This is a genomic window from Fimbriimonadia bacterium, assembly GCA_039961735.1.
Lineage (GTDB): Bacteria > Armatimonadota > Fimbriimonadia > Fimbriimonadales > JABRVX01 > JABRVX01.
This window is the reverse complement of the sequence record JABRVX010000004.1, coordinates 123,515-144,507: the sequence shown is the minus strand read 5'-3', so window position 1 is coordinate 144,507 and position 20,993 is coordinate 123,515. Positions and strand designations below refer to the sequence as shown.

The following is a 20,993-nucleotide window of genomic DNA, read 5'->3' as shown; positions in this document are numbered from 1 at the left end:
AGTACCGGCTTTCTGTTACAATCCATCCCTCTTCGGTGTAGGCTGATCGGACCCCGCCCAGGTTGAGGCGGGGCAGACTCCCGCGCCCTAGCCGAGATGCTTTGGACTGGTTTGTACACCCTCACCGGATAGGAAACTAATCTCAACGAGATTTGGGGGTTTTCAACGGTGAACCGATTTACTAAGACTGCGATTGCCGCCTCGATGTCGTGCGTTGCCGCAGTATCGTTCGGGCAGAACTTGCTCGTGGATCCTTGCTTCGAGACTAGCTCCAATCCGCTTGCTTCCATCGGGTTCCTCGCTGGTGGCTTGCCTGGAACGGTGGGCCAGTGGGGCGTGGAGGCTGCCGACATCGTCTACGGGCTTCAGGGTGACGGCGTATCGCCTTTCGAGGGCAACGCGATGCTGCGTGCGTGGGACGATGGGCTCACTTGGAGCCAGAACTGGCAGTTCGTGGATGTTACGGCCTACTCGACTCTGATTGATGCGGGCCTCGCCGTGGCGACAGGCAGTGCCATCTTCAACGCGCATCTGCCCGTTCCGCCCGGTCCGGCCGAAGTCGCGGTCAACGTGCACTACTCCACAGATCCGAGCGGGGCATGGGGCACCTACAACCTCGCCTTTGGAAGCGGCGCATTCGTGCTGGACAACAATGCGGCGACTTGGGAAATGGTCAGCGCCAGTGGCGTTCTGCCGGTGGGGACCCGCTACGTGCTATTCGAGCTGATGTTCAGGGACGACCCGCTTCGGATGGCGGGAGCAGTTCTGTACGGCTATGCCGACTGCGCGAGCCTCGAGATCGTGCCCGAGCCTGCGACGATGGCTGCGCTGGTGCCCGGTCTGCTTCTCTTCCTGCGCCGAAGGACCAAGAAGTAGCCTCTCTTGCGGCGCCTGCCGCATGCGATGCGAAACGGGGCCTTGCCGTCGGCAAGGCCCCGTTTGGCCAATTGTTGGGTGTAGCGCGACGTTCGAGTGGTTGAGCCGGAATGTGCATCGGCGGGATAGCAAATTCACATGATGGTGACAGTATTATTACTGGTTTAGCCTCGGATCAGTTGCTGGGTATGTAACGTCTTCTGGATTCTGCCCCCTCAGATTAGGCGGAGATCCTCTCCACATCTGGTATCTTTGCAGGTGCCTGGAGCCTCAGAAGGCTGTAGGATGAGAGCGGCTCCAGAAGAGGAGCGTGCAGAAATGAAGCATGTATTTGTTACATTGATTACCGGATGGGGGGGGTAGGACTGATTTTCCTGCCTGCCCTCGCTAGCGCGCAGGAGATCGAACCCACCGAACCCGACCCCCACGAGGTCCCAGCCACACCGTTTTCGCGCCAAGTGCACTGGGACTTCACCGAATCGGGTCCAACGCTAGAGCCCTCATTCGCGACTAGGCAAGGCACAGCCGCGCCTGGCCGGGCCCCCATGTTCGGGAAGATCGAGTTCGTAGACGACTACCAAACCGTTGGCTGTCCGGTTGTCTCCGTCAACGGGAATGCCGCACTCCGGCTTCTGGGCGATAAGCTCAGGTTCCTGCCGGTCGTGGACTTCCGCGGCACCGCGGAGCTGGACTACCTGAACTACCCGAACTTCTTCCTACAGGGAGAGGACAAGTCTGAATGGCTCAATGGCTGGGACCCCGGCGATGTGATCGGCAACCCAACCCTCGACGTCACCCGCTTCCAGGTCGCGAGAGACGGTCACCTGGCCTGCGGCGCCGGGTCCAGGAGTGACTACCCGAGCCCCGGGCACATGAACGCGGGCTACAACCCTCTCCACCCCCACGTGCGCTCCCGCCGCATCCTGGAGATCGTGGAGGACCTTGGACAAAGCCTTCGGCCGTTCATGGCGGGAAGCAGCTATCTTCCGACCGCCTCGGTGCAGAACATCGGACTCACGATGAGCGAGCGCACGCGAACCTGTCTTTTGATGCACCCCAACATGGGGAACATCTGGGACGGGACTTATCCGATCACCTCCGCCAAGTAGTGGCAGCAATCCGACTGGTCCTACGACGAGAAGACGTGGGCGTTGTACATGGACCTCGATGGTAGCGTCCCGTTCGATCCCGAGAACCAGCAGCTTCCGCACCGCTTCGCCCGACGCCACTGGTGGATCACCCAAGTGGAGCCCGCACGCATGGAAGCCTACCGCAACCTCCGCTACCACGAGCTCGGCAAGCTGTCCGACGACATGCTGTGCACGCTGGGCGGAGGCACCGTCAACGCGGGACTTGCGCTCCTCTACCAGGCGCCCTCGTTTCCGGGGCTGAGCGTCACTCCCTGGATCCAGGGAGCCGGCGACCCCGCGTTCGTGCATGATTACCTACACGACGGCATCGCACTGCCCCAACGGCTGCATCCGGCACTCGGCATCACCGGGAGCCGCACCACGTACGTCCCCGCAATCTACGCGATGCAGAATACTAGGTACCAGTCCCCAATTGACGGGGGCACCCTCGGCCCACAAGACCCTACCTACGACCAGCTTCCTACCGGCCTCTCCTCGGACACCCGATGGACCCGGAACCGCTGGTTCGACTACTCGACTCCGTACCGGGACGTTGTGCTGGATCACTACTTCCCGACGTGGCCGCAGTCAGGCATGCCGGAGTTCAAGGTGGGCGGATGGGTGTACCACGACTTCATCGAGCCGTGGCATCAGTCCGACCGGCAGTACGGCTGGGGGCACAAGGATTCAGGCGAGGGCCCCCACATCGCGACCGTCTCTGAGCCCGCCGACGTGGATGTGTGTTGGAACGAGGGCAAGTCCCCGGTGTTCACCCAGTGGCCACAGGCCCTGAAAGCCCCGGCATGGAGCGTTCCGTACGGCTCGTTCTTCGACTACTTCAAGCGGAGACTGGGCGTGGTTTCCGGTCCCGTCGCGGTAGATATCCTGCTCTTTGGAGGGTGGGACACGACGTCGTTCTACGGCCACGAAAGCGTGCTGTATGACGCGCTGAGGGGTCGTACGTAGCATTTCCAGGACCCGCGGGGAGCCGCGTGCTCCCGCGGGTCGAGTTTGCCACTCACCGTGTCAAGGAGAACGAAGATGAGCGTATCCCATGCTATGGTATTCGTGCTGTGCACTGCGTTGGCCCCGCTGAGTACGCTGTCCACTTGTCACGCGCTTGAATGCACACATGTTCAGCTGTTGTCGGGAGGGGTGTTTCCGGGTCGCGGTGTGCTGAGTGACAACGGCAACTACCTCGTGCAGATTGATCCTAGGGGCGGTGTCGTCCTGTCACTGAACGGACAACGGTTGCCGTTGGAGATAGGCGACGTTAGGTTGTACCTTCCCCATGGTGTGAACGACCGCGGTGACTGGCTGGTTCAGGGGATTTGGAAGGACGACGAGTCCTGCCATACCAGGCGGTACGTGAAGAACGGCGAGCTAATTGACGATGGATGGTCGGCCGATTACTGCTGGGGGAGTGGAGGAGGCTATCTTAGCAAGAGCGGTAAGGCGGTGTGGACGAACGGCGAAGCAGGCAGACAGTATGTGGTAGTGGACGGTGTGAACTACTCCAATCAGTGGTCGGACGGGTACTGGGACTACAGCGTGGACGTGCTGTCGGACGGTACTCCGGTGTGGTATGGCAGAGAGCGAGGGCATTCGCAGATCGATCTCTGGATCGGCGGCAATCCCGTTAGCCGCCAGTATGACCTAGGGGAATACGACTGGCGTAATGCGATGGACAGCCAGTACCGTTGGGTGGACGTGAACGACAGAGGAGAGGTCGCATGGGTTGGCGCGAAGGCCCCGAACGATTACAGCAACCATGTCTTCAAAGGTGACGTAGACCTTACCGTGTCCGCGATGGGCTCGCAAGGGACCGGGAGCTTCACCGGAGTGTTCATCAACGAGCCTGGTAGAGTCCTGTGGTCTGGTGGCATCCCTGCCGTCATCGTAGGACTCTGGCTCGACGACTACTACCTGCCGCTGAACAGCGTACTCCAGCCAATGGACACCCCAATTCCCTACGGTCTGAACGACCGCGCCGACGTGCTGTGGCAGCGGGTGCACCAGATAGGCGGCTACATCTACCACTACGTCTACATCAACGACTTCAACCTGACGGCAGACCTCTACGGGGCGACACTGGCTTCATTAACTCTCGCCCCCTCGCGCTCAACAATGCGGGGCAGGTGCTGTGGACGGTGGCTGCCCCCGGTACCGGTTGGTCCATCTACCTCTCCACCCCCGTCCCGGAGCCAGGCGGCTGGGGGCTAGTCGTTGCCGTCGTAGGGACATGGGCGCTCCTTCGGCCGCGCCGCCGGGCTCACCGGAGTGCCGACCCGGGCTCCGGAGCCGTGCACTAAGTTCTCGAACGCCCGGTGCCGCTTCGGCTCCGGCAGTGGCGACATGCGAAACGGGGCCTTGCCGATGGCAAGGCCCCGCGCGTTCGGATACTGCTCTGAGCCTTAGGACTCGCCGCCCGCCTGGCTGAACTGGGGTTCGAAAGGAATGAGCCCGAGCCGTGTCGCCATTCGGAACGCCTGGACCCGGTTGTTGACCTGGAGCTTATCGTAGATGTTGGCCAGGTGAAAATCAACCGTTCGCTTGCTCACGAAAAGCGTGTCCGCAACTTCCTTGCTGGACATGCCTTGCGCGATCAGGCTCAGCACCTCGATCTCCCGCTTCGTCAGCCTTACCGGCCGCTGCGTCTGTTCGCTTCTGTTCGTTGTGGGCATTGCCATAGACCACCCCTCGCTGTGACGTTCGAGTAACGCCGCCCCGCTTTCTCTTTCCACACCCCGGCACTGTTTTGAGACGAGATTTGCACTTGCCTGGCGCATTTACTTTCCCTCCGACTGCCGGTCCGTATCGTTACCAGTGCCGTTGGTCAGACGACACCGACGGGGGACAGGTTCCCGGTAGCCTAGGGACGCCCCATGCACGGTGGTGTGCCAAGCAAGATTGTCGGCTCGACAGCGCTTGTGCCATAGCGGTAGTCCGGGCCCGAATCGGCCAGCAAAAGAATTGCAGCCTGAAGTTCTACCCATGCGAAACACACCGATCCTCTCCTCTGAGTCGGCGGCCCGCGCTGAAGAAAAACAGTAAGATCAGCCGAGACGGGCGATTCGGGGCCGAAGTCCGCCTGCACAGTCCCTCTCGGCCGGGGTGCGGTCGCTACTCGTCGTGCAGCGTCTGGGCTTTGGCGCCTTCGGAAGCTCCGCACACTAGGAACTTTGCTTGTAAGTTAAAACGAGATGAGTAGCCGGTTTGTGTCGTTTCGACGAATGGTTCCGTAGCGTTCTGGTCCACGAGTGCCACGCAGCAGCCCCCAAAGCCGGCTCCGGTCATTCTGACGCCCACACAACCGGGGGCCACTTTAGCGGCTGCCACCATGGCGTCCAGTTCCGGGCAGCTCACCTCGTAGTCATCGCGCAGGGATGCGTGTGAGGCCGCCATGAGCATGCCAACGCGCGCCCGGTCGGAGCACTCCAAAGCCTCGACGAAACGGCCCACCCGCTCGTTTTCGGTGATCACGTGTCTTGCCCGGCGGTATACGACGTCGCCCATGGAGACCTTGTGCCGTTCCAGGAGGCCTTCATCGGCGTCTCGGAGGGCTGGGACCCCCAGGGCGGCTGCAGCCTCCCTGCACTGCTGCCAGCGCTCGTTGTAGGCCGATTCCGTCAGCCCCCGGGCTTTGCCTGTATCGCAAACCACGATGGCGAGGTCGGGCGGAATGCGAACCGGACGGACCTCCAGGCTACGCGTGTCGACTAGGAGGCAGTGACCGTGCTTGCCACAGGCGGACGCGAGTTGGTCCATGATGCCGCAGTTCAGGCCGACGTACTCGTTCTCGGACTGTTGGGCCAGTTGGGCGAGCCGAATGGGGCTCAGGCCGAGGCTGTCCACGGTGTTCCAGAGTGTCGCGAAGGCGACCTCGAAGGCGGCAGAAGAGCTGACCCCAGCTTCGAGGGGTAGGTCGCTGCTGACAAGGACATCGAGAGCCGTCAGTCTGCGGCCTACGGCTCCTTCGAGTGCCCAGGCGATGCCGGCTGCGTAGCGGGCAAACCCGGTGGGATAGCCGGGTGTGAGGCGTGCCATGGAGAACGTGGCTTCTTCATCGAGGGTTTCGGAGTAGAGACGGCAGGTGACCCCCGATGTGGGAGCGGCCACCAGGTAAACGTAACGGTTTATCGCGGCAGGCAGCACGAAACCGTCGTTGTAGTCCGTGTGCTCGCCGATGAGGTTCACCCTGCCGGGCGCCGCAGCGTAATGCGAGGGTTCGTGACCGAATCGGTCTCGAAATGCTTGTCGAAGATGCTGGAGGTCCATTGTCGGTGGTCTCACCATTCGACGCAGGTGCAGGTAGTCCTTGCGCAGACCTTGGGTTCAAAAGCCCGCATTCGTATCGTGAGCTTGCCAACGTAGGAGTGGAACAACCCCAACGACGACGAGGAGAGCAAAACACGCCGCCCGGCTCGGAATCGTCGATCTCTCTCCTAGCGGAGGCTCACGCGCTGATGATGCGAAAGCTCAACAAGAGAGATAAGGGCTTTACCCTTATCGAGATCATGATCGTGGTCCTGATTATCGGCGTTCTGCTGGCGATCGCGGTTCCCAACTTCATGAGAGCCCGCGAGACTTCCAGGGCAAACGCGTGCCAGGCGAACCTGAAGCAGATCGACGCTGCCAAGGAGCAGTGGGCGATGGACAACAACGCCAACAACGGCGATGCCGTGGTGGACGCCGAAGTAGACGGCTACATCAAAGGCGGCGCCCCGACGTGTCCTTCCGGTGGAGCGTACACCTACGGTGCGGTCGGTACCGATCCTACTTGCTCAATTGGCGGCCTGCACGCGTTGTAGCGCGGCTAGTCAACGGATTCGGATGGCAGTGGTAACCCACTGCCATCCGCCAGTTCAAGGCAATCTACGAAGTCTGGAGATCTTACGGCATGAACGGAAGGCGTAGGCAGTCGATATGGTTCCAAGTGACGATGGCCGTTCTGATCGCCTGTATCGTACTGGCGATTGCGGTCCCAGAATATCTCCGCCCCCGCGAAGGTAGGTGTTGTCCCTCGTGCCAGGCGAACCTGAAGCAGATCAATGCTGCCAAAGAGCAGTGGGCGATTGACAACAACGCTCGAGTGGGCGACCCCGTCGTCGAGTCCGAGGTGGACGGTTACATCAAGAGCGACGTTCCGACGTGTCCTTCCGGCGGAACCTACACCTACGGTCCTGTAGGTACGGAGCCTACCTGTTCGATCGGCGGCAGCCTGCACACGTTGTAGCGCGGCTAGTCAACGGATTTGGATGGCAGTGGGTTACCACTGCCATCCGCTCAGTCGGCCTGGTGTCAGCCAGATGGAAGGAGATGAGGGATGAAGAGAATGCACACGGGTTTAACCCTTATCGAGCTGATGATCGTGGTTCTCATCATCAGCATTCTCCTTGCTGTGGCTGTTCCCAACTACGTACGTGCCAGAACCAAGAGCCAGACGACCGTGTGCCTGAGAAACCTGGCAAAGCTCGACATGGCGAAAGAGCACTGGGCCATGGCAAACAAGGCATCGGAAGGGACGCCCGTGACCATGGGCGACCTGGTTTCCGACTTTCTGAAAGCCGAGCCTGTGTGTCCAGCCGGCGGCGACTATGATCCGCGGCCGGTGGGCGCAGAGCCGACTTGCTCTATCGGAGGCGAGCATAGCTTGCCATAGGTGAAGCGATGATCCGAACAAGACGCGGGTTCACTCTAACCGAAGTGCTGTTCGCCGGGTTTCTGGTGACCATCGCCGCGCTTGCGATGGCCGCTGCGCTGCCTTTGGGCCACTTCGCCCGACAGAAGGCGGATCTGACTAATAAGGCCGCCGGTCTGGCGAACCGACAGCTCGAGGAAGTACGTTCGGTGGGATACCCGAACCTCGACCCTTCGACGCTGCAAGGGCTCGGAATCATAGATAGCATCACCCGAGGAGATCATGGCTATCCCTTCACCAACGCGTCGAGCAACCGTGGGGATGCCGTGAGCACTCTACTGCCGAATGGGCAGGCATGGCTTGACCTCTACGATATCGGCCTCGATCTGAAGTCCGTCGTCATCACGGTGCAGTGGACCGAGAAAGGTCGTACCCGCACCGTGCGCATGGCCACGATGATCGGAAACCTGTAGTAATCGGGCAAGTTCGTTTTCTCGGTCCAGACAATCTGAAGGAAGGTAGCTATGGTCCGAATGCGGATTGCGCGGCGTCACGCCGGCGTTGGCGCGTTGGAGGCGCTGCTGTCGCTCTCCATCTTGTCGCTGGTGCTGGTGGCAGGCGTGGGAGTCATGTCTACGACGGTCCGGTCGTGGACCGGCGGAACGCGCCGAGTGGATGCGGAGAACGAGACCGCTTATGCGGTTCGCTACATCGCGAGTCGAATGCAGGAGGCCTGCATGGTCAGCGTGGCCTCGGACGGCATGAGTGTGACGTATTGGATGCCTCAGAAAGACGAAGCCGGCAACTATCTTATGCCGGTCACACCTGAAACTGAGTCGCGATCCTTCTCCGTGTCCGAAGGCACGTTGTACGAAACGGACTCCAGCGGCACGCGAGAGCTGCTGCCCTATGTATCGAGTACCGATCCGGGAATCCCCGGCTCGAACAAGTCCTACGTACCCTTCCAGGCCGGAGCCGGGTCGGTGCCCCGTGTAGTGGTCGTGCACCTGGCGACAGAGCGCTGCGGGGTGAACTGCGACGTTCCCGTGCGGTCTCGATACCGCCAGATCATCTATCTTCGGAATGTGCCGACACCGAACTAGCGAGGCAAGCCCATGAGGAATCGCAAGCAGAACAATCGCGGAGTGGCTTTGGTCACCACGCTCATCTTCCTATCGACGGTGGTTGTGGCTGTCACCAGCTACATGGGTACGACGACTTCGGCGCTTCGGATGGCTCGGCACCGCGAGATGGACCTGCGCCTGCTGAACCTGTGCGAGGCGGGCTTCCAGGCCGAGCTCGTGGCGCTATGGATCCCCTTCAAAGTGTCGCAGCGGTTCGACGCGATGGATGCCGCGTACCCCGGCGCCTCACCGGAGAACCCGCTGGGTGTCATCAGCGGCACCTATGATGGAGTGGGCGCCTACACCGTAGGCATCGTCGGCTATGATGCGCCGGACACGTACAACCGCTTCGTCACGCTCCGTGCGGTCGGTTTTCGCGACCTCAACAACAACGGGCAGTTGGACTCTGGCGAGCCGTACCGAACCGTTGAGACCGTGCAGAGGTTCTCTCTCGACCGTTCGGGCGTTTTCGACTATGCCTACTTCGCCAACAACTACGGCTGGATGACCGGCTTCGGGCAGAACGACCTGATAGTGAACGGCGATATGCGGGCAAACGGTGACTTCACCATATCCGATGGCATTCCGACGGTCAATGGCTCCATCTATGCCTGCGCTAACAATCGCTTAGTCCCACCGGCTCAAGGGCTCGTCAACATCGCGCCGAATCAGTGGTCTAACTCGACCTATGCAAGCAACGGCGACACGAGAAAGCGCCAGGCCTACGACCCTTCGATCCACGGTGCGAAGGGCTCAGAGGAGTATGAGCAGTGGCGCGACCTCATCTACGATGCCGAAGCGTCTATAGTCAACGGGCGATTCAGCGGGTCTGTCCTGGCGGACTCCCGCGGTGTTCGCGACTTCCAGGACGTCGTTCTGGACACGAACCCCACCAAGGAGATGACGCTGCCGGACCTGAACGACCTCAACTACTACATCAGCCTGTCGCAGAACTGGGTGGACCAGAAAGCCACGTTCGGAGACGGCACACCCAATCCGAACTATGGCGACGAGGCATACATCGAAGTTTGGAACTCGTCTCTGAACCGCTACGTTCGCGTTACCACCAATGGCGTGTACAACGGATCGATTGGGCTGATCGGAACCTCCAGCAAGCCCATCAAGATCCATGGCCCCGTCACGATCACGCACGATGCCGTCATCAAAGGGTACGTCCAAGGCCAAGGAACTCTGTATACCGGTCGCAACGTGCATGTCGTAGGCAGCATCATTTACAAGAACCCCCCGTCGTTCGTGGGTAGCTCGCCAGCAAGCATAGACGCCGCGAACGAGAAGAAGGACGTTCTGGCGTTGGCGGCTCGCGGCTCCATCATCATGGGTAATACGAAGAAGTTCGGAACCATCCCGCTTCGTTACATGACGCCGCCCTTCACGAAGGGCCGCTATGACGACTTGGGCAACTGGGTGCCGCCCTTCGATGCGAAGGCTATCGATTCGTACGGCATTCAAAAATACGCACCGCTCTTGGGTCACGCCTACGTGGACTCCGTCTCGTCTAACATCAACCAGTTGGACTGCATCCTCTACACCAACTTCGTCGGCGGCGGCAACATCGGCGGAGGCGGTACAGGCGTCACGTTTAACGGCTCCATCATCTGCAAGGACGAAGCCATGGTGCTGTGGAGCCTTCCGATGAAGATGAACTACGACAACCGCATTCGCGAGCGAGCGTTGACGAACAGTCCGCTGATTGACATCGCGTTGCCCCGCTCACCCTCACTGACTCGTGCCGTGTGGCAGAGCAAGGGTCTGAAGAACTACTGATCGCGAAGAACATAGTAGAGGAGCCGAGTGATGAGACGAATCCTACTGACGATGGTTCTGGTGTTGGCGATGGCCTCTGCCTTCGCGTATCGTATTAACCCGGAAGCCAAACCTGGACCCGAGCCAGGCGTTCGCGAGTTCACGGCTGCGGAGCTCGAGGCGCAGCAGTCGCAGATCGTGGTACTACCCGATCCGACTTATGTCGAGGACACCGGTGAGAAGATAGAGGCGCCGGAGGTCCCCGCTGCCTCAGGCAAGTCCACTACGTTGGATGGTGGGGGCGAGAGCAAGCCCGTAGACGGTGCCCAAGTGCTGCGCTCGGTCAACTCGGAGCTCAAGAAAGGCAACAGCGGTCTGTGGCGTGCCGCTCTAGGGTTCCTGGTGTGCTCATGCGTAGGTTTCGGGGGCATCGCCTACGTTCGGAACTGGGCTGAGAAAAACGCGCCGAACCCCGCCAAGATGAAAGGATCGAGCCCGCGAAGCGCACAGAAGCCGAAGAGGTTCTGAACACCTCAGACTCGGGAATACCCAGTGTGACGCACTTTGCGTGCTAGTAGTCGAGAGTGATAGGGCGGGGAGCCAAAACGGATTCCCCGCCCTAGTCTGATACCGCCCTTGTCGCAAGGAACGGCCGATCGATCCTACGGGCTTCGCGCAGGCGCTTAGCCCTTCAGGCCGTAGAGGCCACTACCCTTAGCACCCATGCGAGTGATACGCGAGTTTGGCTTCTCCGCGGCTGCGGTGATAGCCTGTCGCGCTGCCGACGCCGCGTACTTGCCCGCGTCGGGTCTCATACTCAGCAGGGTGTTCACGATCTCGTTCATGCGCATGGGCTTGCCAGCCTTGGCCAGCACTTCCTCCGCCATGGCCACATAGGACCCCGTGCGCCGAGATCTGCTTGGTCGTGTGCCTTTCCTCGTTGCCGCAGCCGCGACAGTCTTGGCCTTGACAGGTGCCGTAGCCTTCTTAGGCGCTGCAGGCTTTGCAGCGGCCTTCGCGACCGTCCTCTTTCGAGGTGCGGCCTTGGTGGCAGTGGTCCTTGTCTTGCGGCCGGTAGCCGGGCTACGCAGACTAGCGATCATCTTCTCCAGCATCTGAATCGCAGCGCGGTACTCCGCAATCTGCGCTTCAGCTATCTGGATGTGTCTGGACGCTACATCTAGCATGATCATAGTGTAGCACTCCTGCTACGTGCAATGCAAGTGCAATCGCTAGGAGCACGAGAGCCGAATGGCTGAGAACTACTGGTGCCGGATCGCATTAGACGATCAAGTCAGTGCCTGCTTCCGCGCTGAGAACTGTGAACCCAAACGAGCGGAGCTATTCAAAGCAATCTATGATATTGACACGTTCGATTTTGTGGTGCGACGAGAGCAGCGGGACACCGTCGTGTCTTTGCCTTCACAGCCTGAGACAGTGTGGACGACTACCAGTACCCCTGTATCCAGCAGGGAGTCGTAACTCGCACATCGAGTGGACGTAGAACTCGCTGAGTGCGACGAATGTGCTCGCAGCTCGCGTAAGCTGGGCTGATAGCTGCTTCCGAGTAGGATGTGCTGAACACGGGAAGCCGCTGCATTCGAACCTACGTCTCTCCTGCGGGGCCACGATAGACGATTACCTCGCGCCGTGTAGCCTGCAAGAGAGAGTCGAGCGCAGCACCCTGTTCGCTATCTACTTCCTGACTGCCTAGAACCACGAAGATGATCTGAGCATCCACCTCCGTTGCCATGCTCTCGAGGCCTTGCAGTCGTTCGCGTACCCGTTTTGGGATGCATCGGGCCTCCACCCCGAGATGCTTGCACTGCTCTGCGACACTTGTAAGCGTCTTTCTCGCGACTGCTTCCTCGTCGGGCATGGGGGCGGTTAGGGCTAAAGCCCTAGGCACCTCGATCAGATACACTGCCACGATGCCCGTGTTGCGCGATCGCGCAATCGCCGCTGCCAGTGTGAGACCATCCTGATCTGCGTGATCTCCAGAGAGGGAGACCAGAACGGGCTCTACGAGTTCCTTGCGCTTTGGTTCGACTTCGGAAAGCAGGTTGAGCGATGCGCGCGCCTCCTCGATGGAGCTTGAGACCGGTAGCTGACTGCGCACTCCGGGTACCTTCGACAGTGCTTGACGTACGTGGTCGGGGGCGTTGGCCAGGATGAAGCGCGCCTCGCCGCTCTCGATGTACCGAAGCATGTGAAGGAATGTCTCCGTCCCTTCGGGCGTAATACGCTCGATCTGACTGAGATCGATGATCACCCCTGCAGGGTGTCGCTTCAGAACCAATGCTACTGCGGTGCGAATGGTCTTCCAGTGATCTTGGGTTAGGTCTCCGGAGAGGAAGATGACGTCCTCGGTCCAGTCCACGATCATTGCAGGTGGTACCTCACGTTCGTAATGACAACGCGCTTGCGCTGTGACAGTGCGAGTTTGATCGGTACCGCTGCGTTGTTGTGTAGTGCTCGGTGCCACCACTTCGCAGGTACCGCTTCCGGCACGATAACCGTGACCCAGGTTTCGGGGTTTTCATTCAGTGTCTCGTCCACGTACTCGATAATAGGGTCCACGAGAGAGCGGTACTGAGATTCGAGGACCACGAGTGGAATGCCGAAGTTGTATCGTTCCCAGTCCCTCTTCAGCTCTTGGGTCTTCGCCGGATTGATTGACACGTGAAGCGCACGGCAGTCGAGACCGATGGAGCGTGCGTAGTTGAGGGCGGTTATCGTCCCTATGTGTACTCTCGGAACGAGCACGATGGCCGTGGTCAATCTCTGCGACGGGACGGCGAAGTCTTGGAGTTGGAGTTGCTGCGTATGCCTCTCGTAGTGGCGGTGGATTCGAATGAACACCCACATCATGCCCGCGCCGATAACAGGAATCATCCACGCGCCTTCGGTGAACTTGCTCACGATGAACACAATTCCCACTACCGTTGTCGCGACGGCTCCTAGCAGGTTCATCGTCATCTTGGGCAGGTTGCCGCCGAGCTTCCGCCAGTGTGCGACCATGCCGAATTGCGAAAGGGAGAACGTGATGAACACGCCTCCGGCATACAGGGGGAGCAAGCGGATGGTCTCACCGCCGAAAGCATAGATCAGGCCGATCGAGACCGCTGTCAGCAGCACGATTCCCCAGTGGAAGACCAGCCTGTCGCCCACGTTCATCAGTTGGCGGGGCAGAAAGTCGTCTCTGGCAATGAAACTGCACAGCCGTGGAAAGTCGGCGAAAGCGGTGTTCGCAGCAAGAATCAAAATCACCACAGTTGCGGCCTGGATGACATAGTAGAACCACGTTTTACCTACGAGGCCCCGAGCAATCATCGAGAGGACTGTTTCGTATCCCGGTGTGCCCTCGTGGAGCGGGATCACATGTAGCTTGTTCGCGAGGAAGCTGGTTCCAACGAAGAGGGTGATGGAGATCACCGCGAGCATCCGCAGGGTCCTTGCGGCGTTGATCGGCTCCGGGGGACGGAACGCGGGAACACCGTTCGCGATGGCCTCTACGCCCGTAAGGGCGGTACATCCCGCTGAGTACGCCTTCAAGAGCATGAAGAACCCAATAGGAACTATGGTAGTAGCGGCCACGTGCTGCGTTTCGACCGTGTTCATCGGCTGGATGCTGCCAGTCACGACTCTCCATATGCCGAGACCTACCAGCGAGAGCATGCTTAGGACGAAAAGGTAGGTCGGAATGGCAAAGAATACGCCGCTCTCCCGAAGGCCTCGGAGGTTCACGATGGCAATCCCTAGAATCATAGCGCTGGCAAGGTGAGAACGCAGGGGCTGGAGCTCCGGGAATGCCGAGATCATGGCGGCGACCGCAGCAGCTTCCGATACGGAAACGGTCAACACGTAGCCGATTAGCAGCGCGGCACCGGCGACTCTGCCCGCACCCGACCCGAGGTTTTCCGACGCCACGATGTAGGACCCGCCTCCATTGGGATAGGCGAGCACCGTCTGCGTGTACGAAGCAGCCACCACCGCTAGCAGAACCGCGATACCGAAGGAGATGGGAACCACCAGCGGAAGATGATTGATCGAGGCAGCAAGCAGGACCAGCATGATCGCCTCGGTCGCGTACGCGACAGACGAGAGCGCGTCGGCGGCGAACGTCGGCAGAGCGAATATGACACTTAGGCGCTCATGCCTAGCTCGCTTCGACGGAATCGGCGGGCCCTGAACAAGGCGAACCAGGCCGCGAATGAGATTAGGCATATGCTGATCGCATCGGGTGTTACCGCCCTACCTAGGATGAAGCAAACACCCCGAGGCCTGCAGTGTAGGTGGCCTTCACGCTTAGGTCCGGTTTCAGCAGCACGAAGTCTGCCCTTCGGCCGGGGGCCAAGACACCCATCTCTTCCTCCAATCCCAACGATGCGGCAGGAGCAGTGCAACACAGATTCACCGCCCGCTCCAGCCCCACCTCTCGCGCGGCATTGCGAAGTGCGTCGTCCAGCGCTATGGTGGAGCCTGCGAGCGTACCATCAGACAGCCTGGCCGCGCCACTCGCCACTGTGGCAGGTAGGCCCCATAGGTCGAACCGATATCCGTCTTGCATTCCAACGCCCGTCGTTCCATCCGATACGGCAATCACCCCACGGGAGCCTTTCGCCTCGCACAGGAGACGGCATGCTACAGGGTGGACATGGATATCGTCCCAGATCAGTTCTGCCGCTAGCTCCGATCGAGTGAGTGCCGCTCCGGCTACTCCAGGCTCCCGGTGGTGAAGCCCGCGCATCGCATTGAAGCAGTGCGTGGCGCGGCTCGCCCCAGCATCGATGGCGGCGCTGACTTGATCGTAGGTCGCCGCGCTGTGCCCCACGGAGACGCGTATGCCAGCATCAACGAGCCTGCGACACGTGTCCAAAGCTCCTGGGAGTTCGGGTGCCAAGGTCACGATCCTCAGTTCACCCATCAACTCCCCGAGCGCGGCTTCCATCTCGACGAAGTTCGGTGCACAGAGGTGATCGGCGTTCTGAGCGCCTTTGTACTGGGGGTTCAGGAACGGCCCCTCCAGGTGGCAACCGAGGACCAAAGCTCCTTCGCTGGGCCTCTTGCGAACGGTAGCGGCCGCCCGTACTGCGGCTGTGATAGACGGCCATGGCGCGGTCAGTGGTGTCACCAGAAAAGCCGTTACACCCCGAGAGGGCAGGAGCGCGGCGTGACGGCGAATGGTCTCTTCATTCCCGTCCATCTGATCGAGACCGAACCCGCCGTGTACGTGCGTGTCCACCAGGCCCGGCGCAACGAGAAGGTCGCGGGCGTCCACGTCCAGTGGTCCAGGCACCTCTCCGGGTTTGGGGGCGCGCACGGAAGCGATTCGGCCTTCTCGTATCTCGAGTACCGTTGCCGATGCGTCCATCACACTTCCCAGCAAGCGGCTCGCGAACACGCGGTATGGGTCTATGCTCTCAGGCAAAACGCACCTCCAGCCGCCCTTGTGAGTTTGCCGGAAAGCTCCAGTAGCGTCAAATCGGCTGCAACGTCTGGTAGCGGCCTGCCCACGATGCGTGCTATCTCGTCCAGCTTCTTCGGCACCGTCTCCAGCAGCGTAAGAAGCCGCTCCTGCTCTGCCGAGACAGCGGGCACTGCATCTTCTTCTGAGGGGATCACCTCTCGACCAAGGTCTTCGACGACGTGCATGGGCGACGTGACAAGGGTTGCCCCTAGTCGCAGCAGATCATGATTGCCTGCGAAGGACGGAGCGTGGTAGGGGCCGGGTACCACGAGGACCTGACGCGAGTCCTCGTTGGCGAAGTTGGCCGTCGCGAGGGCATGGCTATCGCGGGGGCACTCGATGACCACGACCGCTTCGCAGAGCGCAGCGATGAAGCGATTGCGCCTGGGGTAGGTGCCTGCCATTGGACGTGTGCCGAAGGGGAACTGCGACAGGATCGCGCCCCTCTCCACCACGGCTCGGTACATGCGCGCATGGTCCTCCGGATAGCACATATCTAGGCCGCATGGCAGAACGACCATGCAGCGGCCCCCGGCGTCCAGAGCGGCACGTATGGACATAGCCTCGATGCCATAGCTCCCACCTGTGACAATGACTACTCCCATGCGTCCCAGCTCCCGCGCGAAGAACTCGGCCGCGGAAAGGCCATAGGGCGTCGCACTTCGGGTGCCGATGATGGCAACCGTGAGTGCCTCCGGCTCGGGTAGGACGCCGCGTACATAGAATGCTGTGGGCACACCCTTCGCGTGTCGCAGCAACTCCGGATAATCTGCCTGCACCTCGCGACACACACTCACATCGGGGTCGGCCAGCAGATCCCGCTCTCGGTCATCCAGAGAGTCCCACGAGCGCAACCGTCGCTTTTCGCCCTCCGAGCACCCTGCTTGCTCCCAAGCTCGCTCGCCTGCCGCAAAGACAGCGCTCGGCGAGCCATGAGTGTCTAGTAAGGACCGTGCGCGCAGCAGCGCGATGTCCGCCCGGATCCAGCGATGCCACTCCAGGTCGGCTTCGGTTGGAGCCCGTCGCAGATCGAAGAGGTTAGCCGCCGCCACCCTCGTGTGAGCGCCCGCCACGGCCCCCTCCGCCACCTAGGTCGTCCGTGCCGCGGGATTTGGGGATGCCGGGCTGGAGAGAGTTGTCAATCGTCACGTCCCACGTTCTCGATAGCACGTTGCCCATCCAGTCCCGTGCTCTGATCTCGAAGGTGTGTCTGCCATCTGCCAGTGGACGAACCAACTCTTCGGATTTCATTTGATAAAGCACGATACCCTTGAGGGGGTCGAAGAGTGGGGTGTCACCACTGGGCTTCAGCGCCTCTCCGTCGAGCAGCAACTCCACACTGCCTTCCACGATGCCGGAACCCAGATCTTCCAAGCCGACCTGGACATAAAGCGGAGGCCGACCCGAGATCATGTCTCCAGGGGCCGGTATGAGATGAAGCACTGCCGGCGGAGTCAGGTCTACAGCGTCCTTTGCGCTGAAGGCGAATAGCTGCCCGTACTCTGTTAGTACCAAGAGGGTATCGCTCGCAACCGTGGGCTCCGAGGAGATGCTGGACCAGGTGGGCGTGCGGGTAGTGCCACCGCTAGACACGCGCAGCCCAGGCGGCGGCTTCAACAGATAGGTCCACAGCGTCTCTCCGGAGCCGCTATCGAGGCCGTATACTAGACCCCGACGAAGCGGCAGTACGAGTGTATCACCCGCAATGGTGGGGGATGCCTCGAGCGGATAGGGCATGGTCACCGGCTTCTGCCATGTCTGTCTGCCGCTCATGTCGAATGCGAAGACCTTGCCTTCCTCGGTCGCGGAGTACACGTGCCGCCCGTCGGATGCCGGCGACAACGCTGCAGGGCTACCAAGCTGTTTGGCCCACCTCGACCGACCATTGGCAGGGTTCAGCGCGACGAGCGAATTGCCGGAGTTCACGAACATGTATTCGCCCGAGACTGCGAGGTGGGCTCCACGTGATAGGCCGGTGAGTCGCTGGCGATATCGCACCTTTCCGGTCGGAGGCGTGATCCCGTGGATTACGCCGTCTTCCGAGAGTGCGATCACGTTACCCTCGGCCACGCACACTGGCCCTTGGACTGCACCTCCTGCTTTGTAGGGCTCGGTCCACACTGGGCTGCCCGACTTGCCGTCTAATGCGAACACTCGCCCGTCACTCGTGCCGATGTATACGACGCCGTTCGCGTAGGTGGGTGGTGTCGTGATGGACACGCGCGCGTTGAACTGCCACACCAGCCGCCCAGTCTCCACGGAGAGGACGTAAAGAGAAGCGTCCGACGCCGCACAGAACACCAATCCATCACCGACGGCGGGCGAGAGCCGGAAGCTGGCGGGGATCTTCTGCCCGGCAGGGTATCCCCACACGACTGCCCCGTCCGCGAGTCGCAGCGCAGTCACCTGACCCCCGAGCCCGACGTAGACGATACCTCCGGCTACGGCAGGCGAGGAGAGCGACTTGGCCCCCGATTCGCCGAGCCATTGCCACTTGAGCGCCGCCGGCACGGTTAAGGCGTCTGCCGCCCCCGAGTGCTCCGGCCCGCCTCGGTGCATGGGCGACTCGGCAGCCGCAAAGACAGTGAAGAGAATGGGGAGTGCAGCGATTGCGAGCGTCTTTGTTCTCATGTTCAGCCGACCTCTCTTTGAACTCCTGTGCCGCGTCGGGCCAGTAAGTATAGATGCTCGTCCGACCGCGTGTCAAAACACGAGCGGGCTCTTTCCAAATACGGTTGCCCGCCACCTCGTCGTTCATTTTCGGTGTCACTAGAGCGGGCGACCTGCGCGGAATCGACTCGACGTTCCGTTGGACGGGACAAGTCCTGAGACCTTCGCGAATTACCTGTTGCCGCGCGGTCGGTTTCGGTGTATACTAGAGTTGACGTCTATCGGCGTCGGACCGTATTTGTGACGGATTCGTGTTTGGATTGACCGGTCCGCCACTCGAAGAGGCTCCATGAAGGAGCGTCGGAGGGGGCCGGAATGAAATGGGTGGTAAACCGTTGAACCGTTTGGTTGGCTTGTGCCTGGGTGGGCTCGCCGTGCTGATTCCAGTCAGCGCGCACGCCTATTTGGCTGACCTGTACTTCCGGAATCTCGAGACGGGCGTTCGCAGCTTCGTGACGCCGGTCCGGCCAGGAGACCGGGTCGCAATCAGCTTCGATTTCTCCACCTCCCCGGACGAGAACCTGGCATGGACGGAGCTATCCGGGTTCATCAACTTCCAGGGGTCCAGTGTGGTGACCTGGGCGGTCGCGCAGCAGATCGTCCAGTATATCCGTGACTTTCACGACATTCCGAGCCTGCCCTACTCGACGTTCGTGTATGGGCCGGGCGAGGTACGAAATGACAAGAACGATCCAGGGCGGCAGAGTGCCACGTTTATCACATCCGCAGGGCTCTACTGGCGGATGAATATTGACCCGAACGAGTTCCAGGCGAAGCACGGATTCAACCGGATTGCCGAGTTCACGGTGCCTCTCGACGCGCAAGTGGGAGAGACGCTGGAGTTCGGCCGCCGAAACTTGCTGGGCACGAACGATGTCTCGTCTCGGATCATCGACTCGGTGAATCGTCGTGATGGTCTTCAGTTCAATCGCATCATCATCGTGCCGGAGCCTGCAGCTGTCATCGGCTTGTTCATCGGCGTATGGGCCGTCGCTGCGCTAGGTAGACGAAAGCGAGAATAGGGTTCTCCAAGCTTGCAGCATCCACGTCCTTGCTGCTCACGGCCCCGGCCATTCGGCCGGGGCCGATGCCTTTGGACCTGTTGTCGCCGCGGGGTTGTGCCAGAATCGGTCGGGCTCCGTGCGCGGCTGCCCACAGAACAAGGAGGGTGAGCATGAAGGTTTCCATTATCGGCGGTGGTGGGCGCGTGGGTTCGAATGCCGCCTTCGCACTGCAGCAGGGGGGCATCGTCCGCGAGATCGTGATTGTGGATGCAGCGCAGGACATGGCGGAGGGCGAGGCTCTCGATCTGCGTCACGGCGCATCGCTTTCTGCACCGCAGATAATTCGGGCTGGGGGATACGACGCGGTGGCAGGCTCTGATTGCGTGGTGATCACTGCGGGGTTGCGACGCAAGCCCGACGAAACTCGGCTCGATCTGATTAGCCGAAATGTAGAACTTTTCAACGGAATCTTGGACAGTTTGATGTCGGTGAAGTTGGCTCAGGGGGCGTGCATTCTGGTCGTGTCAAACCCGGTTGACATCCTTACGCAGCTCGCATTCGCGAAGACCAAAATGGGGCGATCGAAGGTGTTCGGACTGGGAACGGTGCTGGACACATGCAGGTTTCGGTCTTTCCTCGGAGAGTTCTTCAACGTTGCTGCAACGGACGTGAAGGCGCTGATCCTGGGCGAGCACGGCGACTCCATGGTGCCGATTTGGAGCAGCGCGACAATCAACGGCGTCGCACTGAGCAGCTTTCCGGGCTACTCGCCGGAGAAGATGAACGATATCTTCGAGATGACGAAGACCAGCGGTGCCGAGGTGATCCGTCAGAAGGGCGGCGCGGGCTGGGCCGTGGGTGTGTCCATCCGTGAGGTGGTGGAGGCGGTAGCTCTGGACAAGCGCGCGCTGCTGCCTATCTCGGTGTATCAAGAAGGCGCACTGGGGATCCGAGACGTCTGCCTGTCGCTTCCCACGATTGTGGACTGCAGTGGTGCGGCGTCGGTCATCGAGCCTTCGGTGAGCGACAGCGAGCGCGAGCTGTTGCTGAAATCCGCGGAGTCCCTGCGCGACGTGCTGGACAAGGTGCTGTAGCTCTCGGGATCTCCACCGTAGGGATACCCGGTTACTGGCACTACTCCCCGGCTGCGCAACCTCCTCATGCTGAGCTTGTGGAAGCATGCCATGGCCTGTCCCACCTGTTTCACACGTAGGTACTACCCAGCGGCCACCGGTCACATGCTTCGACAGGCTCAGCATGACGAGAGACTTAGGTGTTACCGATAGTACACGCCCTATCCCTGACCACTCGTAG

General features: G+C 60.7%; 21 protein-coding genes. 13 read left to right on the top strand and 8 right to left on the bottom strand.

What is annotated here, in order from left to right:
- Positions 1 to 168: 168 nt before the first annotated feature.
- From HRF45_01950 to HRF45_01935, 4 genes are all read left to right on the top strand, one after another.
- Entirely contained in the window at positions 169 to 876 is a 708-nt protein-coding gene (locus HRF45_01950; protein MEP0765292.1) for a hypothetical protein, read from the top strand.
- A 350-nt stretch (positions 877 to 1,226) separates the two neighbouring features.
- Complete coding sequence (locus tag HRF45_01945; protein ID MEP0765291.1) at positions 1,227 to 1,985, top strand: hypothetical protein; 759 nt, start codon at positions 1,227 to 1,229, stop codon at positions 1,983 to 1,985.
- A 42-nt stretch (positions 1,986 to 2,027) separates the two neighbouring features.
- Positions 2,028 to 2,972 (top strand): hypothetical protein, encoded by a 945-nt coding sequence (locus HRF45_01940; protein MEP0765290.1) that lies wholly within the window; start codon positions 2,028 to 2,030, stop codon positions 2,970 to 2,972.
- A gap of 75 nt (positions 2,973 to 3,047) precedes the next feature.
- Positions 3,048 to 4,229 carry a hypothetical protein gene (locus HRF45_01935; GenBank protein MEP0765289.1) on the top strand — a complete coding sequence of 394 codons (1,182 nt, stop codon included), beginning with the start codon at positions 3,048 to 3,050 and terminating at the stop codon, positions 4,227 to 4,229.
- Positions 4,230 to 4,420: 191 nt separating this feature from the next.
- On the opposite strand, the gene HRF45_01930 is transcribed toward HRF45_01935, so the two are convergent.
- Together HRF45_01930 and galK are read right to left on the bottom strand one after the other, a co-directional pair.
- On the bottom strand, positions 4,421 to 4,696 hold the full coding sequence (locus HRF45_01930) for a response regulator transcription factor (protein ID MEP0765288.1): 276 nt from the start codon (positions 4,694 to 4,696) through the stop codon (positions 4,421 to 4,423).
- Positions 4,697 to 5,129: 433 nt separating this feature from the next.
- Positions 5,130 to 6,284 (bottom strand): galactokinase, encoded by a 1,155-nt coding sequence (gene galK / locus HRF45_01925; protein ID MEP0765287.1) that lies wholly within the window; start codon positions 6,282 to 6,284, stop codon positions 5,130 to 5,132.
- Between the two features lie 191 nt (positions 6,285 to 6,475).
- On the opposite strand from galK, the gene HRF45_01920 reads away from it, so the two are divergent.
- From HRF45_01920 to HRF45_01890, 7 genes are all read left to right on the top strand, one after another.
- Complete coding sequence (locus HRF45_01920) at positions 6,476 to 6,817, top strand: prepilin-type N-terminal cleavage/methylation domain-containing protein (GenBank protein MEP0765286.1); 342 nt, start codon at positions 6,476 to 6,478, stop codon at positions 6,815 to 6,817.
- 89 nt (positions 6,818 to 6,906) lie between these two features.
- Entirely contained in the window at positions 6,907 to 7,242 is a 336-nt protein-coding gene (locus HRF45_01915; protein ID MEP0765285.1) for a hypothetical protein, read from the top strand.
- A 90-nt stretch (positions 7,243 to 7,332) separates the two neighbouring features.
- Entirely contained in the window at positions 7,333 to 7,668 is a 336-nt protein-coding gene (locus HRF45_01910; GenBank protein MEP0765284.1) for a prepilin-type N-terminal cleavage/methylation domain-containing protein, read from the top strand.
- Positions 7,669 to 7,676: 8 nt separating this feature from the next.
- Positions 7,677 to 8,120, top strand: a complete 444-nt coding sequence (locus HRF45_01905) for a hypothetical protein (GenBank protein ID MEP0765283.1) — start codon at positions 7,677 to 7,679, stop codon at positions 8,118 to 8,120.
- Between the two features lie 51 nt (positions 8,121 to 8,171).
- Positions 8,172 to 8,750, top strand: coding sequence for a hypothetical protein (locus HRF45_01900; protein MEP0765282.1), 579 nt, complete (start codon positions 8,172 to 8,174; stop codon positions 8,748 to 8,750).
- 12 nt (positions 8,751 to 8,762) lie between these two features.
- Entirely contained in the window at positions 8,763 to 10,556 is a 1,794-nt protein-coding gene (locus tag HRF45_01895) for a hypothetical protein (GenBank protein MEP0765281.1), read from the top strand.
- A 30-nt stretch (positions 10,557 to 10,586) separates the two neighbouring features.
- A complete protein-coding gene (locus HRF45_01890) occupies positions 10,587 to 11,063 on the top strand; it encodes a hypothetical protein (GenBank protein MEP0765280.1) in 477 nt (158 codons plus the stop codon).
- A 155-nt stretch (positions 11,064 to 11,218) separates the two neighbouring features.
- Here HRF45_01890 and HRF45_01885 read toward each other — a convergent pair whose 3' ends face one another.
- From HRF45_01885 to HRF45_01860, 6 genes are all read right to left on the bottom strand, one after another.
- On the bottom strand, positions 11,219 to 11,728 hold the full coding sequence (locus tag HRF45_01885) for a hypothetical protein (GenBank protein ID MEP0765279.1): 510 nt from the start codon (positions 11,726 to 11,728) through the stop codon (positions 11,219 to 11,221).
- Positions 11,729 to 12,141: 413 nt separating this feature from the next.
- The gene (locus HRF45_01880; protein ID MEP0765278.1) at positions 12,142 to 12,921 is read right to left on the bottom strand and encodes an STAS domain-containing protein; all 780 of its coding nucleotides are present in this window, start codon (positions 12,919 to 12,921) and stop codon (positions 12,142 to 12,144) included.
- Positions 12,918 to 14,762 carry an APC family permease gene (locus HRF45_01875; protein MEP0765277.1) on the bottom strand — a complete coding sequence of 615 codons (1,845 nt, stop codon included), beginning with the start codon at positions 14,760 to 14,762 and terminating at the stop codon, positions 12,918 to 12,920. The genes HRF45_01880 and HRF45_01875 overlap by 4 nt, the downstream gene beginning before the upstream one ends.
- A 31-nt stretch (positions 14,763 to 14,793) precedes the next feature.
- Positions 14,794 to 15,966, bottom strand: coding sequence for an N-acetylglucosamine-6-phosphate deacetylase (nagA, locus tag HRF45_01870; protein ID MEP0765276.1), 1,173 nt, complete (start codon positions 15,964 to 15,966; stop codon positions 14,794 to 14,796).
- On the bottom strand, positions 15,951 to 17,078 hold the full coding sequence (locus HRF45_01865; GenBank protein MEP0765275.1) for a DNA-protecting protein DprA: 1,128 nt from the start codon (positions 17,076 to 17,078) through the stop codon (positions 15,951 to 15,953). The genes nagA and HRF45_01865 overlap by 16 nt, the downstream gene beginning before the upstream one ends.
- Positions 17,044 to 18,636, bottom strand: a complete 1,593-nt coding sequence (locus HRF45_01860) for a PQQ-binding-like beta-propeller repeat protein (protein ID MEP0765274.1) — start codon at positions 18,634 to 18,636, stop codon at positions 17,044 to 17,046. The genes HRF45_01865 and HRF45_01860 overlap by 35 nt, the downstream gene beginning before the upstream one ends.
- 374 nt (positions 18,637 to 19,010) lie before the next feature.
- Here HRF45_01860 and HRF45_01855 point away from each other — a divergent pair, with 374 nt between their 5' ends.
- Both HRF45_01855 and HRF45_01850 read left to right on the top strand, forming a co-directional pair.
- Positions 19,011 to 19,697: a PEP-CTERM sorting domain-containing protein gene (locus HRF45_01855; protein ID MEP0765273.1), complete on the top strand. Its 687-nt coding sequence runs from the start codon at positions 19,011 to 19,013 to the stop codon at positions 19,695 to 19,697.
- Positions 19,698 to 19,849: 152 nt separating this feature from the next.
- Entirely contained in the window at positions 19,850 to 20,773 is a 924-nt protein-coding gene (locus HRF45_01850; protein ID MEP0765272.1) for a lactate/malate dehydrogenase family protein, read from the top strand.
- Positions 20,774 to 20,993: the final 220 nt, after the last annotated feature.